The following is a 12,840-nucleotide window of genomic DNA, read 5'->3' on the forward strand; positions in this document are numbered from 1 at the left end:
ATGAGCCAAGACACCCTGATCGAAGTCCGCGACCTGGCGGTGGAGTTCGTCACTGGCGAGCAAGTCAACCGCGTGGTCGACGGCATCAGCTTCGACATCCGCAAGGGCGAGACCCTGGCCCTGGTCGGCGAAAGCGGCTCGGGCAAGTCGGTAACCGCCCACTCGATTTTGCGCCTGCTGCCCTACCCGCTGGCGCGGCATCCCAGCGGCAGCATCCAGTACGGCGGCAAGGACCTGCTGCACCTGGGCGAAAAGCCCATGCAGCGGATTCGCGGCAATCGCATTGCGATGATCTTCCAGGAGCCGATGACCTCGCTGAACCCGCTGCACAGCATCGAGAAGCAGATCAACGAGATCCTGTTGCTGCACAAGGGCCTGACCGGAAAGGAAGCCACCGCACGCACACTGGAGCTGCTGGAGCTGGTCGGCATTCCCGAGCCACACAAGCGCCTGAAAGCCCTGCCCCACGAGCTGTCCGGTGGCCAGCGCCAGCGGGTGATGATCGCCATGGCCCTGGCCAACGAGCCCGAACTGCTGATCGCCGACGAGCCCACCACGGCGCTCGACGTGACCGTGCAGTTGAAGATTCTCGACCTGCTCAAGGAGCTTCAAGCACGTCTCGGCATGGCCCTGCTGCTGATCAGCCACGACCTCAACCTGGTGCGCCGCATCGCCCACCGCGTGTGCGTGATGCAGTGCGGCAAGATCGTCGAGCAGGCCGACTGCGCCACGCTGTTCAGCAAGCCGCAGCATCCGTATACGCAGATGCTGATCAATGCCGAACCCAGCGGCGCGCCCGCTGCGAACGCCGAAGGTGCGCCGTTGCTGGAGGTCAAAGATCTGAAGGTGTGGTTCCCGATCAAGAAGGGGCTGCTGCGCCGGACCGTGGACCATGTGAAGGCGGTGGATGGGGTGAACTTCAGCCTGCCTCAGGGGCAGACGCTCGGCATCGTTGGCGAGAGCGGGTCGGGCAAGTCCACCTTGGGGCTGGCGATCTTGCGGTTGATTTCCAGCCAGGGTGGCATTCGCTTCCATGGGCAGGATCTTGAAGGGCTGAACCAGAAGGCCGTGCGGCCGCTGCGGCGGGAGATGCAGGTGGTGTTTCAGGATCCCTTTGGCAGCCTGAGCCCGCGTATGTGCGTGGCGGATATCGTTGGCGAGGGGTTACGGATTCACAAGATCGGCACGCCGGCTGAGCAGGAAGCGGCGATTATTGCGGCGTTGGAGGAAGTGGGGCTGGATCCACGCACCCGCCATCGCTACCCGCATGAGTTTTCCGGTGGCCAGCGGCAGCGCATCGCCATTGCCCGGGCGTTGGTGTTGAAGCCGGCGCTGATATTGCTGGATGAGCCGACCTCGGCGCTGGATCGGACGGTGCAGCGGCAGGTGGTTGAGCTTTTGCGGAATTTGCAGGTTAAGTACAACCTCACCTACCTGTTCATTAGTCATGACCTGGCAGTGGTCAAGGCGTTGAGTCATCAATTGATGGTGATCAAGCATGGGCAGGTGGTGGAACAGGGGGATGCTGGGGCTATTTTTCATGAGCCGAAGCATGGGTATACGAGGCAGTTGTTGGAGGCGGCGTTTTTGGGAGTGAATGCGACCGCCAAGGGGGCATGATGAGCAAGAAAGACACCGCACGTGGCTCAACCATCGTCGACACCATACGATCGGACTCTTTGAAAAGCATAGGCAAAGACTATGCAGAAATCGGGTTAGACTCCGCACTTGAGTCGGGTATCCTTCGAGACATCCCGGTTGTGAACACCGTTGTCGGCTTGTTCAGCTTTGCGGGCACGATAAGAGACTCCCTACTTACTTCAAAAATAATTAGATTTATCAATCAGCTATCCGAGCTTTCAACCAAGGAACGGATAGCAATGACAGACAAACTTAATGATGATGACAAATTCGCAGGGAAAGCTGGCTCCGTCATCATTGAAATTCTGGACAGAATGGAAAGCGCAAAAAAACCGGAAATTGCCGCCAAAGCATTTGGAGCTTTTGCGAAAGATGAGATTTCATTTGAAGAGCTTCGACGCATCCTGTTTGCCCTCGAGCGGCTCCCATCATTCGATTTTGACAAGCTAGCACCATTTTCCAAAGCAACAATTCAAGAATCAGTAAAAATGGATGAATCCCTCTTACTTACATTCGTAAACGCCGGACTAGGAAAAAATAACGGTGGTTTCGATGGAGGCGCAATACTTCCAACCAACCTTTGCAAACTCTTGGCAAAGCTGAATATTTTTACTTGAACAATACAAAGCTCAGATAGACTGCAAATCTACGTAAAAACAACATAAATCAGACTTACCCTCTTCCTTGTAGTCCATTTCCCAAATATCCTCTCAACGCCTTTTTTTCGTTGCGGCCGCACTGGCATCCGCCTAGTCTCGGCAAGTCGCTGAAACCAGCGATCGGCTTTGACAGGCCGCGATGGTACTAGGATATGCAGCACCTTCAATGGTAGCTGTACGTGCGGGCACGCTTGCGTGCGCCGGAACTTCCTATGTCCGCCGGTCTGTCAACCCACGTACAGCTGCCACCCTTCTGTTTGACAGCGGGCCGGTGGTGGCTCCTTTAGGGATATAGGAGCTCAACATGTTAAAGATCGTCCCCGATCCACCCCACAACCACCACTCCCTCGAAGACACCATCATCCAGGCCACCGAATACGCCCTCTGCGCGCAGACCGTGGCGCATCAGGCTGTTCTGCTGCATCCCAAGTCGCCCGTGTCGATTCTGGTCCTGGCCGCGATGCATGAAATGGAGGCGCTGCGGGTGCTGCTCGAGTCGGCGTTGATTCAGGTGCAGATGCCGCAGGTGGAGCCTCGGACGTTGCATTAAGCCGGTATGTCATGAGTTGCCTGGGCGGGCCCTGTTCGCCGGCAAGGCCGGCTCCTACCTGGGGCGCGATTTGCCTGTAGGAGCCGGCGTTGCCGGCGAATGGGCCAGGCCTGGCACCGAAGATTTCAGGGAGATTGAGCCATGAGCACAGACGACACCACGCCCCACACCACTGTGGGCAAGACCAAGTTCTACCAAGGTGCAAAGCACACCGACCCGCTGTTCTGCATCGAACCCGGCATCCCTTGCCAGCACGCACGGGAACAGGCTTCGGAGTTGATGGGCTGCGTGTGCGACCTGACCATCACCGGGATCATGGAGGACAAGCCTCAGCTGATCTGGGCGTCGTATTACCTGAGCGCGCTGGCCAAGGCGTTGATGGACGATGCGGAGTTGGGGATGAAGCATTAAGGGGTTGTTCTTTCGAGGTGTTTGACGAAAGAGTTGCAGCGCCTGGGAGATCGAGCGCCGCCCGCGCGGCGCATCGCGGATGAATCCGCTCCTACATTTGTTGCAACGTGGCCATGCCTGATAGGCCATGGTTGTACGCCTTGTTTGCACGACGCGGTATTTCGGCTGGCGCTGCTGCCGCCCCGCCTGACTCAAGCCATGCGCCAAGGCTGGCAACCATGGCCTCACAGGTGCGGCACGTTGCAACAGATGTAGGAGCGGATTCATCCGCGATGCGCCGCGCGGGCGGCGCTCGATCTGATGGGCGCAGCAAAGCTATTGCCAAACATCTAGCTGCCAACACACCGCTCCCTCGAAGACACCATCATCCAAGCCACCGAGTACGCCCTCTGCGCGCAGACCGTGGCGCATCAGGCTGTTCTGCTGCACCCCAAGTCGCCCGTGTCGATTCTGGTCATGGCCGCGATGCATGAAATGGAGGCGCTGCGGGTGCTGCTCGAATCGGCGTTGATTCAGGTGCAGATGCCGCAGGTGGAGCCTCGGACGTTGCATTAAGCCGGTATGTCATGAGTTGCCTGGGCGGGCCCTGTTCGCCGGCAAGGCCGGCTCCTACCTGGGGCGCGATTTGCCTGTAGGAGCCGGCGTTGCCGGCGAATGGGCCAGGCCTGGCACCGAAGATTTCAGGGAGATTGAGCCATGAGCACAGACGACACCACGCCCCACACCACTGTGGGCAAGACCAAGTTCTACCAGGGTGCAAAGCATACCGACCCGTTGTTCTGCATCGAACCCGGCATCCCTTGCCAGCACGCACGAGAACAGGCTTCGGAGTTGATGGGCTGCGTGTGCGACCTGATCATCACCGGGATCATGGAGGACAAGCCTCAGCTGATCTGGGCGTCGTATTACCTGAGCGCGCTGGCCAAGGCGCTGATGGATGATGCGGAGTTGGGGATGAAGCACTGAAGGCTATGTAAGTAGGGAGGGCTGGCCTCATCGCAGGCGAGCCTGCTCCTGAAGGGCTGCATCGCGCAGTGTCCAAGTAGATCGCCTTGTTACGAACCAAGCGTCTTCGCGGATTTTGACCCGCAGCGCATCAAAGAACATGACGGGATACTTCGGCTCCAGAGGTCGCTGTTGCCACGCATCGATTTCCTCCATGACCTCGTCTGTCACGGAACTGATGAAGTCTGGCGAAACGTCTGTTCCATACTGTTCGGAAGGGAATGCACGGATCTCTCTGACGGTCATTCCACGGGCGTACATGGCAATGATCTTGTCGTCGAAACCTGTGTAGCGGCGCTCATACTTGGGAATCAAGATCGGCGAAAAACTGCCATCCCGATCACGCGGGATGTCCAATCGTAGCGGGCCATCACCGGTTAGTACGGTCTTACCGCTCTTGCTATTGCGCTGATTGGTTTCATCCTCCGGGCGCTGCGCGCCCGGAGGATAGCCCAGGTGATGGCCAAGCTCGGCATTCAGGGCTCGTTCAATCAGCGCCTTCTGGAACGCCGCAGATGCCTCTTCGATGGCTTCTGCGGACATAAGCGTGTCGGGGGAGCTGGTCAAGCAGCTATTTCGGGATCTTCGGAAGCTCTCGTGGCGGTTGGCGAGCAGATTTCTTTTTGGTTGGCATACATGCACCTCTTACTCATGTTATGCCCGAACACAAAATTTCTGACACCCTCAATTTCTGACACCCTCGATTACTCACCCGTTCCAAGCTCCCCGTCCGCTGAAGGTCGACCATTCGCCAATTACTACTCGACAGGGCTCAAATCAATTAGCATTAACTAACACGCAGAATACATTCAACGGAAAACCTTACATCAAGATCACAGCAACCCAATCAAGTAATTACGCAGCCGACGGTGGAATGCGACGCTGAACTGCAAAGATGCCCCTATAGAAAAATGCTACGGCAGGTGGGTTATTAATTACCCACCTACTTCACCACCGACCTACATTCCTCCTGATCACGACAGACCAACCTATTTTGCCGCTGACTTTTTGCCAGAGCAAAAAAAAAGCACCTAATATTGATAGACCCGATGGGTAACACCCGTCATTGTGGCTTATCACCCATATTGCATTCCTGCTAAAAATCACACAACATACCCGGAGCAGAAAATGATTAGATCAAGTTTATCCCTACAAAATAGAATCCACTCATCCAACCAATCAACAGAAGCCAGCCATGACGACAAAAACAAATACAACAACACAACAACAATCTTCCATTACAATAAAAACAACGAATCAAAGGATGACGTGAAAATCGTAATAAACGCAAAATCACACAAGAGTCGCAACGAAGACATACAGGTTTTAGTTGGAGATACACCTAGAACTTTCAAAAGCGATAAAGCTCGACACCTGCTGAACATGGGTAACTGCTTCAAAGACTTTCCCAAGATCGCGATGACACATCTGGAGCGCATTTGTTCAAAACATAGTGGAGGCGAAAGCATCATCATGCCTTTTGTCGAATCGCGCCCTCCGCTAAATGAAAGCAATAAATTATTGAACAAAATTGGATTCGAAAAACTATCACTAGACATCAAATCCGCATTAGACACCAACCCAGACCTAACCAAAATATTAATTCCTGTCGTGGAACAGGGACACTGGCGACTCTGCATCTTAACCAAACCAGACAGCAAAGATTTGTGGCAGCTAATTATAACCGAAACTATTAGTCGCGCCAAAACCACTTCCCTGCAAAATCTTAAGCAATACTATAGCGACTTGCAAAATAACATTTTATCGAGCGCAGAAAAAGCCCTGCCAGGCAAGACAACAGACACATTCAACTATAAAGAGTTTAAACAGTACGGAGAGCGAGGATGCGGTATTACGACCAGCATCATAATGGAGGGGATACTGAAGGGAGAAATAGACATTAATAGCAATTTATACAACGATAGCGACTGGATATCAGAACATCGCGACACCCCATCAAAACTCTCTCAACTCGAATCAATACTAAAAGAAATCGAAACCAGAAGAGACACTCTAATTGAAAGATATAGCAACGGCTTGATTGATGACGAGGAAAGCGATAGACAGTTCCAGTTACTGGAGTGCGAGCGTATTGAGACAGAATCTAACATACAAATTGAAAAGTACTGCCCAGAGGAAAGCCATCTTACATTAGCCACAAACAAAAGCGAATCCAGCAACATTACGCTTGAGGCGCTCCGTCGAGTTCAGCTCGCCTTCAAGCTTGAAAAATCTTTTACTGCATAGCAGTAAACCAGGCAACATTTCTTCAAGCCTGTTCTGAGCATGAGTCTTTTATGAAACCTTTGAAAATCAATCGAATTCTCTGGAAACCTGACTTCCACTTGCCTCATCGGACACCGTTTTTTCAAACTTAACCGCTTTCCCGTAGGCCGTTTCCCAAAGATACTGTTGCCGCTATTTTTCCGTTGCGATCGCTCTGGCGGCGCTCTACTGCAATACAGCGATCGGCTTTGACAGGCCGCGACGCAACACCTGCACTGCTTGCCCTCTATGGCGGCTGTGGATGGGGCACGCTTGCGTGCGCCGGTTTTGTGTCCGCCGGTCTATGCATAGCTGCCACTTACCTGTTTGACAGCAGTCCGGTAGCGGCCCTGGCCATGGCCGCGATGCATGAAATGGAGGCGCTGCGGGTGCTGCTCGAATCGGCGTTGATTCAGGTGCAGATGCCGCAGATGGAGCCTCGGACGTTGCATTAAGCCGGTATGTCGTGAGTTGCCTGGGCGGGCCCTGTTCGCCGGCAAGGCCGGCTCCTACCTGGGGCGCAATTCGCCTGTAGGAGCCGGCGTTGCCGGCGAATGGGCCCGGCCAGGCATCGAGGATTTCAGGGAGATTGAGCCATGAGCACAGACGACACCACGCCCCACACCACCGTGGGCAAGACCAAGTTCTACCAGGGTGCAAAGCATACCGACCCGCTGTTCTGCATCGAACCCGGCATCCCTTGCCAGCACGCACGGGAACAGGCTTCTGAGTTGATGGGCTGCGTGTGCGACCTGACCATCACCGGGATCATGGAGGAGAAACCTCAGCTGATCTGGGCGTCGTATTACCTGAGCGCGCTGGCCAAGGCACTGATGGATGATGCGGAGTTGGGGATGAAGCATTAAGGGGTTGTTCTTTCGAGGTGTTTGACGAAAGGGTTGCAGCGCCAGGGAGATCGAGCGCCGCGCGGGCGGCGCTCGATCTCGAGACCGCTGCAAGGCTATTGCCAAACAACCCAGGCCACGGAGTAAGCCCTCTGTGCGCAGACCGTGGCGCATCAGGCTGTTCTGCTGCATCCCAAGTCGCCCATGTCGATTCTGGTCATGGCCGCGATGCATGAAATGGAGGCGCTGCGGGTGCTGCTCGAATCAGCGTTGATCCAGGTGCAGATGCCGCAGGTGGAGCCTCGGACGTTGCATTAAGCCGGTATGTCGTGAGTTGCCTGGGCGGGCCCTGTTCGCCGGCAAGGCCGGCTCCTACGAGGGCCGCGAATCGCCTGTAGGAGCCGGCGTTGCCGGCGAATGGGCCCGGCCAGGCATCGAGGATTTCAGGGAGATTGAGCCATGAGCACAGACGACACCACGCCCCACACCACGGTGGGCAAGACCAAGTTCTAGCAGGGTGCAAAGCATACCGACCCGCTGTTCTGCATCGAACCCGGTATCCCTTGCCAGCACGCACGGGAACAGGCTTCTGAGTTGATGGGCTGCGTGTGCGACCTGACCATCACCGGCATCATGGAGGACAAGCCTCAGCTGATCTGGGCGTCGTATTACCTGAGCGCGCTGGCCAAGGCGCTGATGGATGATGCGGAGTTGGGGATGAAGCACTGACCTCCAGGTACATGCGGGCCCTGTAGGAGCGGCCTTGTGCCGCGAAAGGGCTGCGTAGCAGCCCCGGCAATCTTCGCAGCACATCAGAAACAGGGGGGCCGCTTTGCGGCCCTTTCCGACCGGTCCGACGCCTCGGCAAGGCCGCTCCCACAAGGGTACTAGTCGCGAGCAAGCCCAGGCGTGAGCCTGCCAGGGCCGTTCGACGATGACATTGGCATCGGCAAGCTTTTCCTGTATCACGACCGCTTTACACCACGCCAGGGAAGCCCCATGCACCACCGCCTCACCGCCATCTGCCACAAAGCCTGTTTTTCCCGCAGCACTTGCGCCTGGTTGGCCATCGATGATGTGCCGATCGAAGTGTGGCTGGCCCAGCACCTGGCCTTTCCCGACCTCGAACGCCATGGCCTGGCGCTGATGTGGCTGCTGGACGAGGAGGAGGACGCCCTAGCCTACCGCCGCATCATCCCCGCCGAGGATGGCACCTCCACCCTGGTGCCGCTGCTGGTATGCAGCGACGACATGAATTTTGACTGCTTCGCGCTGATGACCGAGCAGGTGATCGACGGCGACACCGTGCACTGGCGGCGGTTCGGGCACAGCGCCACCGGTGGGCTGGAAGTGGGGGCTTCCATGCACTGGTATCCAGACAGCAAACCGGTGAGCTTCAAACTAAGCGACTTCAACCATGCGATAAGTGAGCACAGTCGGCTGATCAAGGCATGTGTCGGGCAGTAGCCACAGTCACCCTGCCGCAACAAAGGGCTCGACTTCATGGTCGCCACGCGTTGCAGCCTCCCCCGTGGCGACATCAAAACAGTAGACGGTGCCGTAGAAATCCACGACTTCCACATGGTCAGGCGCCAGTTGAAAAGCTCCGGTGAAGATATCGGCACCCATGGCTTTCCAGATGACGTCGCCCTCCGGGGACAGGCAGGTGATTTCCAGCTCGCCGTGCGAAATCAATACACGCTGCTGCGCTGCCCAATAGAGACCGAAACACGTCGCCAGATCCACCTTGCGTGACCAAAGCAGGTCATGGGGAGGGATCAGCGACACGCAGGCAACCTGGTTGCCCACGGCCAGCACCAGCTTGTCGTCGATCAACAGCGCCGAATGTGCATGTATCCCTGCATAAACCCATGGCCGACATATTATTCCAGCCCAATAATTATTGGCCCGGAATAATTCCATCCAAACCCCGCCCCTGACAGCTGCAGCACACACAACCACTGATCAGCGGCTGGTCGGGATCACCTTCAAGAAAAGTCACCCTGACCTCCATCCCCGTCCGAGGCGGCATGCTTTCGCAATGCCAGTCGGAGACCAGCCTCAGCCAGCAACTGCGCGTGTCGCCAACCCGTTCTTCGCGATCCCACGGGAACTCGACCTTGACCCTGGCCAAGCGCCGATCACTCCGAACCGCCTCATCCTCCACGGCAACGACCACCGCGGTCTGGTTGCCGGGCACCTGGGGTTTCCTGTGAGCCAACGGCGGACGGTAGCTCGCGTGCCACGCATACCCTGTGAAGCGGTTTCGGTACCCCTGATGAAAGTCACCCTCGTTGCCAGTAGCGACGTATTCACCAGACAGCAGTGGCTGCCGCCCTTCATGAATAACCTGGGTCAGCAACCAAGGGGCATTCCACGCGTTGTGCGGATGGCCCGAAATTTCCAGCACATGGCCACTGGCCAAGCGCGGCTGGTCACTGTGCCCTTCCGTTCGCCGACAAGCCGCGTGGTGGCGCTCCATCAGGTGCTTGATCACCGGCTCGTCGGCGACGCTGTCGGGCGCTTGCCTGTAGGCCGTCGGGATGCCACTTCTGGTAAAGGCCGACTGATGATCGCCCAGCACCAGCACATGCCCCCGCGCACTGTGTTGAAAGTGGAAGTGGATACCCTCCTCTTCGCACAGGCGCTGGACAAAATGCAGGTCCGTTTCGTCGTACTGGGTGCAGATATCGCGTGCAGGGTAGTTCGCCCGCAGCTCAAGCCGATAGGCTTCGCCCAGTATCCCGTGCTCTTCCAGTATCAAGGCAACGATTTCCGGCGCCGATAACCGCTGATAGATCCGTTGGTTGATGCGGTGGCGCAAGTAGGACAACTGCGGCACCAGGGCCAACTTGTAGCGTGGCTCATCACCGCATTGGGCGACGTGGTAGACGCGCCCATGTACACCGTTGCCCTCGGTGTCGAAGGCCAGGAAAGCCTCGCGGTCGATCAAGCCGTCGAAGTCCAGGTCAGCCCGTTCGCCGACCAGTTCCACATTGAAGAAGTACGGCCTGCTGATGGCCTCTTCGCCGCTGAACGCGAGCACGTGAAGGCCATGTTCGACACCGTCGATGGTCAAGCTGAAGTGGGTCTGCCGGGTTGGGCTGAACATCCGCTGTTCCCTCTCTACATAAGCCAAGGATGACGCGCACGAAGCCACTGCCGCCATGAACACGGAGGCAGGCATCGGGCTGCAGGCGAAACTTCAGGTCAGGTCAAACGCCACTTTTCACTTTGGTCCAGACCCGGGTGCGGATTCGTTCGAGTTTCAACGGCAGTGGCTCGAGCGGAATCAGCGTGGCGACCGTCTGCTTGTCGGGGTAGATCCAGGGGTTGTCCCGCAGCGCCTGTTCGACAAACTGGGTGGCGTCCTTGTTGGCGTTGGGGTACAGCGTGTGGTTCGAGGTCTTGGCGATCACTTCCGGGCGCATCATGTAGTTGATGAACGCCAGGCCCTCCTTGGGGTGGGGCGCATCCTTGAGCAACACCAGGTTTTCCGACCACACCAGCGCGCCTTCGCGAGGCAGGCTGTAGGTGATCCGGCGCCCGGTGTTGTTCTTCTCGTTGATTGCCTGCGCGGCCAGGGCGCCGTTGGCCCAGCCCACCACCGCGCAGATATTGCCGTCGGCCATGTCGGTGTCGATACGCGACGAGTCGAAATACAGCACGTACGGGCGGATTTTCATCAGCAGGTCTTGCGCCTTCTGGTAATCCGCCGGGTTGCTGCTGTTGCTGGGCAGCCCGAGGTAGTTCAAGGCAATCGAGATGATCTCGCTGGGCGAGTCGAGCATCGCCACGCCGCACGACTTCAGCTTGCTGATGTTCTCTTCCTTGAAGATCAGGTCCCAGCTGTTCACCGGCGCCTGGTCACCCAAGGCCGCCTTGACCTTGTCGATGTCGTAGCCGATGCCGGTGGTGCCCCACAGGTAGGGCACCGCGTAGCGATTGCCGGGGTCGTTGACCGCCAGCTGGGCGAGGATGTCCGGGTCGATATGCGCCAAGTTGCCCAGTTGCGCACGGTCCAGCGGCTGCAGCACGCCCGCCGCGATCAGCGTGGGCAGCACATTGGAAGTGGCCACCACCACGTCATACCCGGTGCGCCCGGCCATGACCTTGCTCTGCATGATGTCGGCGCTGTCGAACGCGTCCATGTGCACGCGGGTGCCGGTTTCCTGCTCGAAGGCCTTCGGGGTCTCCGGCGCCAGCAGCCCGAACCAGTTGTACAGGTGCACCCCGGGCTCGGCGGCCGCCACCGAGGTGCTGATCGCCGCGCAGAGCAGCGAGGCCGAAAAAAGGGTTCGCAAACGTGACGTTCTCATGCAACATCCTTGTCCAGACGATTGTTGTCTCATGGCCATCCCAAGCCTTGGCACCGACTATACCGGGCACGCCCGGAGAGTAAATACCTCGAAATACTTACCTCTGGCCTACGCATCCTTAACCCAAAAGGGGTAGAAAATGCCGTTCGACCTCCATGGACTGGCGTGGCACCGAACGATCGGCAAGCTGATCATGCAACTGAACCGGCCGGAGTTCTGGAGTTCGCTGGTTCGGGCGCTGAATGAATACGTGCAGATCGACAACTGGGTGGTGCTGATTTTCGGCAGCCAGCACGTGGAAGTGGTGAGCCTGCCCGAAGTGGCCGATGCGGAAGAGGTGGATGCGTTCATCCATCGCTATGTGACGGAGCTGTATCTGCTCGACCCGTTCTACATCGCCAATCGAGAGAACCCCCAGAGCGGTTTCTTCCACCTGCTGGATATCGCGCCGGAGTACTTTCTCGAAACCGAGTACTACCACCAGTACTTTGCACAGTACATTTCGGTGGATGAAGCGCAGTACAACGTGCAGCTCGACGCCGACAGAACGCTGTGCATTTCCATCGGCAGCAAGGTGCGTTTCAGCCAAGATCAAATCACCATTCTCGACATCATCAAGCCCTGGGTGACAGCCTTGATGCACCAGCGCATGTGCTTTGAAAGCGATGCCGAGAAAAATCTTGCAGAACCGCCGCCACGGCAAGAAACGCTGGCCCAGCTGGGTGCGCAGTTGACGACGCGGGAAAGCGACGTGCTCAGGCTGCTGTTGAGCGGGTTCTCCAACAAGGAGATCGCCGGGAAGCTTGCGCTCTCGGCGGAAACGATCAAAGTTCACCGCCGTAATATTTACGCCAAGCTGAATATCAAGTCGCAGTCTGAGTTGTTTACCCGGTTCTTCATGCCCCGCGCCTACCCGAAAGCCCCTTGACCAGGATCTAAAGCGGCGGCCCGAGTGACACGAAGCAGGCCACACTGTGCATGGCATCGGCGGCGCCGGAGTTCGCGGGCAAACCCGCTCCAACAACGCCAAGATCAACGCCGTACTGGTAGGAGCCGGCTTGCCGGCGAAAGGGCCATTGCGGTCAACACAACACGGTGGCTTCGCTGCGAATCGGGCATCTGCCCCCCCTGACAACAACATTGTG

At 57.3% G+C, this 12,840-nt stretch carries 13 protein-coding genes and 2 pseudogenes; 11 read left to right on the forward strand and 4 right to left on the reverse strand.

The window, feature by feature from the left end; all coding sequences use genetic code 11:
* From P5705_RS15970 to P5705_RS15995, 6 genes are all read left to right on the forward strand, one after another.
* Entirely contained in the window at nucleotides 1-1,620 is a 1,620-nt protein-coding gene (locus tag P5705_RS15970) for an ABC transporter ATP-binding protein (protein ID WP_277461828.1), read from the forward strand.
* On the forward strand, nucleotides 1,620-2,258 hold the full coding sequence (locus P5705_RS15975) for a hypothetical protein (protein WP_277461829.1): 639 nt from the start codon (nucleotides 1,620-1,622) through the stop codon (nucleotides 2,256-2,258). The genes P5705_RS15970 and P5705_RS15975 overlap by 1 nt, the downstream gene beginning before the upstream one ends.
* 346 nt (nucleotides 2,259-2,604) lie before the next feature.
* Complete coding sequence (locus P5705_RS15980; protein WP_102683700.1) at nucleotides 2,605-2,850, forward strand: hypothetical protein; 246 nt, start codon at nucleotides 2,605-2,607, stop codon at nucleotides 2,848-2,850.
* Nucleotides 2,851-2,991: 141 nt separating this feature from the next.
* Nucleotides 2,992-3,261 (forward strand): DUF3077 domain-containing protein, encoded by a 270-nt coding sequence (locus tag P5705_RS15985; RefSeq protein ID WP_277461830.1) that lies wholly within the window; start codon nucleotides 2,992-2,994, stop codon nucleotides 3,259-3,261.
* A 333-nt stretch (nucleotides 3,262-3,594) separates the two neighbouring features.
* Complete coding sequence (locus P5705_RS15990) at nucleotides 3,595-3,816, forward strand: hypothetical protein (RefSeq protein ID WP_277461852.1); 222 nt, start codon at nucleotides 3,595-3,597, stop codon at nucleotides 3,814-3,816.
* A 141-nt stretch (nucleotides 3,817-3,957) separates the two neighbouring features.
* The gene (locus tag P5705_RS15995; protein WP_277461831.1) at nucleotides 3,958-4,227 is read left to right on the forward strand and encodes a DUF3077 domain-containing protein; all 270 of its coding nucleotides are present in this window, start codon (nucleotides 3,958-3,960) and stop codon (nucleotides 4,225-4,227) included.
* 73 nt (nucleotides 4,228-4,300) lie between these two features.
* Here P5705_RS15995 and P5705_RS16000 read toward each other — a convergent pair.
* Nucleotides 4,301-4,900 (reverse strand): annotated as a pseudogene (locus P5705_RS16000) (transposase); the annotation flags it as partial.
* 494 nt (nucleotides 4,901-5,394) lie between these two features.
* Between P5705_RS16000 and P5705_RS16005 the strand changes: the two are divergent.
* The 4 genes and pseudogenes from P5705_RS16005 (at nucleotide 5,395) to P5705_RS16025 (ending at nucleotide 8,843) form a co-directional block, all read left to right on the forward strand.
* Nucleotides 5,395-6,513, forward strand: a complete 1,119-nt coding sequence (locus P5705_RS16005) for a hypothetical protein (protein ID WP_277461832.1) — start codon at nucleotides 5,395-5,397, stop codon at nucleotides 6,511-6,513.
* Between the two features lie 614 nt (nucleotides 6,514-7,127).
* Nucleotides 7,128-7,397 (forward strand): DUF3077 domain-containing protein, encoded by a 270-nt coding sequence (locus tag P5705_RS16010; RefSeq protein WP_277461833.1) that lies wholly within the window; start codon nucleotides 7,128-7,130, stop codon nucleotides 7,395-7,397.
* A gap of 438 nt (nucleotides 7,398-7,835) precedes the next feature.
* Nucleotides 7,836-8,105, forward strand: a pseudogene (locus tag P5705_RS16020) (DUF3077 domain-containing protein).
* Nucleotides 8,106-8,375: 270 nt separating this feature from the next.
* Nucleotides 8,376-8,843, forward strand: coding sequence for a hypothetical protein (locus P5705_RS16025; protein ID WP_277461834.1), 468 nt, complete (start codon nucleotides 8,376-8,378; stop codon nucleotides 8,841-8,843).
* 6 nt (nucleotides 8,844-8,849) lie between these two features.
* Here P5705_RS16025 and P5705_RS16030 read toward each other — a convergent pair whose 3' ends face one another.
* The 3 genes from P5705_RS16030 to P5705_RS16040 all read right to left on the reverse strand — a co-directional run bounded on the left by P5705_RS16030 (nucleotide 8,850) and on the right by P5705_RS16040 (nucleotide 11,695).
* Nucleotides 8,850-9,212 carry a hypothetical protein gene (locus P5705_RS16030; RefSeq protein WP_277461835.1) on the reverse strand — a complete coding sequence of 121 codons (363 nt, stop codon included), beginning with the start codon at nucleotides 9,210-9,212 and terminating at the stop codon, nucleotides 8,850-8,852.
* Nucleotides 9,213-9,276: 64 nt separating this feature from the next.
* On the reverse strand, nucleotides 9,277-10,488 hold the full coding sequence (locus P5705_RS16035; protein WP_277461854.1) for a contractile injection system protein, VgrG/Pvc8 family: 1,212 nt from the start codon (nucleotides 10,486-10,488) through the stop codon (nucleotides 9,277-9,279).
* Nucleotides 10,489-10,591: 103 nt separating this feature from the next.
* A complete protein-coding gene (locus P5705_RS16040) occupies nucleotides 10,592-11,695 on the reverse strand; it encodes a polyamine ABC transporter substrate-binding protein (protein ID WP_277461837.1) in 1,104 nt (367 codons plus the stop codon).
* 139 nt (nucleotides 11,696-11,834) lie between these two features.
* Between P5705_RS16040 and P5705_RS16045 the strand changes: the two genes are divergently transcribed.
* The gene (locus P5705_RS16045) at nucleotides 11,835-12,623 is read left to right on the forward strand and encodes a helix-turn-helix transcriptional regulator (RefSeq protein ID WP_277461838.1); all 789 of its coding nucleotides are present in this window, start codon (nucleotides 11,835-11,837) and stop codon (nucleotides 12,621-12,623) included.
* Nucleotides 12,624-12,840 lie beyond the last annotated feature (217 nt).

The sequence above is a fragment of the Pseudomonas entomophila genome (genome assembly GCF_029478665.1).
GTDB classification, from domain to species: Bacteria; Pseudomonadota; Gammaproteobacteria; order Pseudomonadales; family Pseudomonadaceae; genus Aquipseudomonas; species Aquipseudomonas entomophila_F.

Excerpts from the sequence above, each read along its gene's own strand:
- P5705_RS15970 (WP_277461828.1), top strand. The coding sequence starts at position 1 with ATGAGCCAAGACACCCTGATCGAAGTCCGCGACCTGGCGGTGGAGTTC.
- P5705_RS15975 (WP_277461829.1), top strand. The coding sequence starts at position 1,620 with ATGAGCAAGAAAGACACCGCACGTGGCTCAACCATCGTCGACACCATA.
- P5705_RS15980 (WP_102683700.1), top strand. The coding sequence starts at position 2,605 with ATGTTAAAGATCGTCCCCGATCCACCCCACAACCACCACTCCCTCGAA.
- P5705_RS15985 (WP_277461830.1), top strand. The coding sequence starts at position 2,992 with ATGAGCACAGACGACACCACGCCCCACACCACTGTGGGCAAGACCAAG.
- P5705_RS15995 (WP_277461831.1), top strand. The coding sequence starts at position 3,958 with ATGAGCACAGACGACACCACGCCCCACACCACTGTGGGCAAGACCAAG.
- P5705_RS16005 (WP_277461832.1), top strand. The coding sequence starts at position 5,395 with ATGATTAGATCAAGTTTATCCCTACAAAATAGAATCCACTCATCCAAC.
- P5705_RS16010 (WP_277461833.1), top strand. The coding sequence starts at position 7,128 with ATGAGCACAGACGACACCACGCCCCACACCACCGTGGGCAAGACCAAG.
- P5705_RS16025 (WP_277461834.1), top strand. The coding sequence starts at position 8,376 with ATGCACCACCGCCTCACCGCCATCTGCCACAAAGCCTGTTTTTCCCGC.
- P5705_RS16035 (WP_277461854.1), bottom strand. The coding sequence starts at position 10,488 with ATGTTCAGCCCAACCCGGCAGACCCACTTCAGCTTGACCATCGACGGT.
- P5705_RS16040 (WP_277461837.1), bottom strand. The coding sequence starts at position 11,695 with ATGAGAACGTCACGTTTGCGAACCCTTTTTTCGGCCTCGCTGCTCTGC.
- P5705_RS16045 (WP_277461838.1), top strand. The coding sequence starts at position 11,835 with ATGCCGTTCGACCTCCATGGACTGGCGTGGCACCGAACGATCGGCAAG.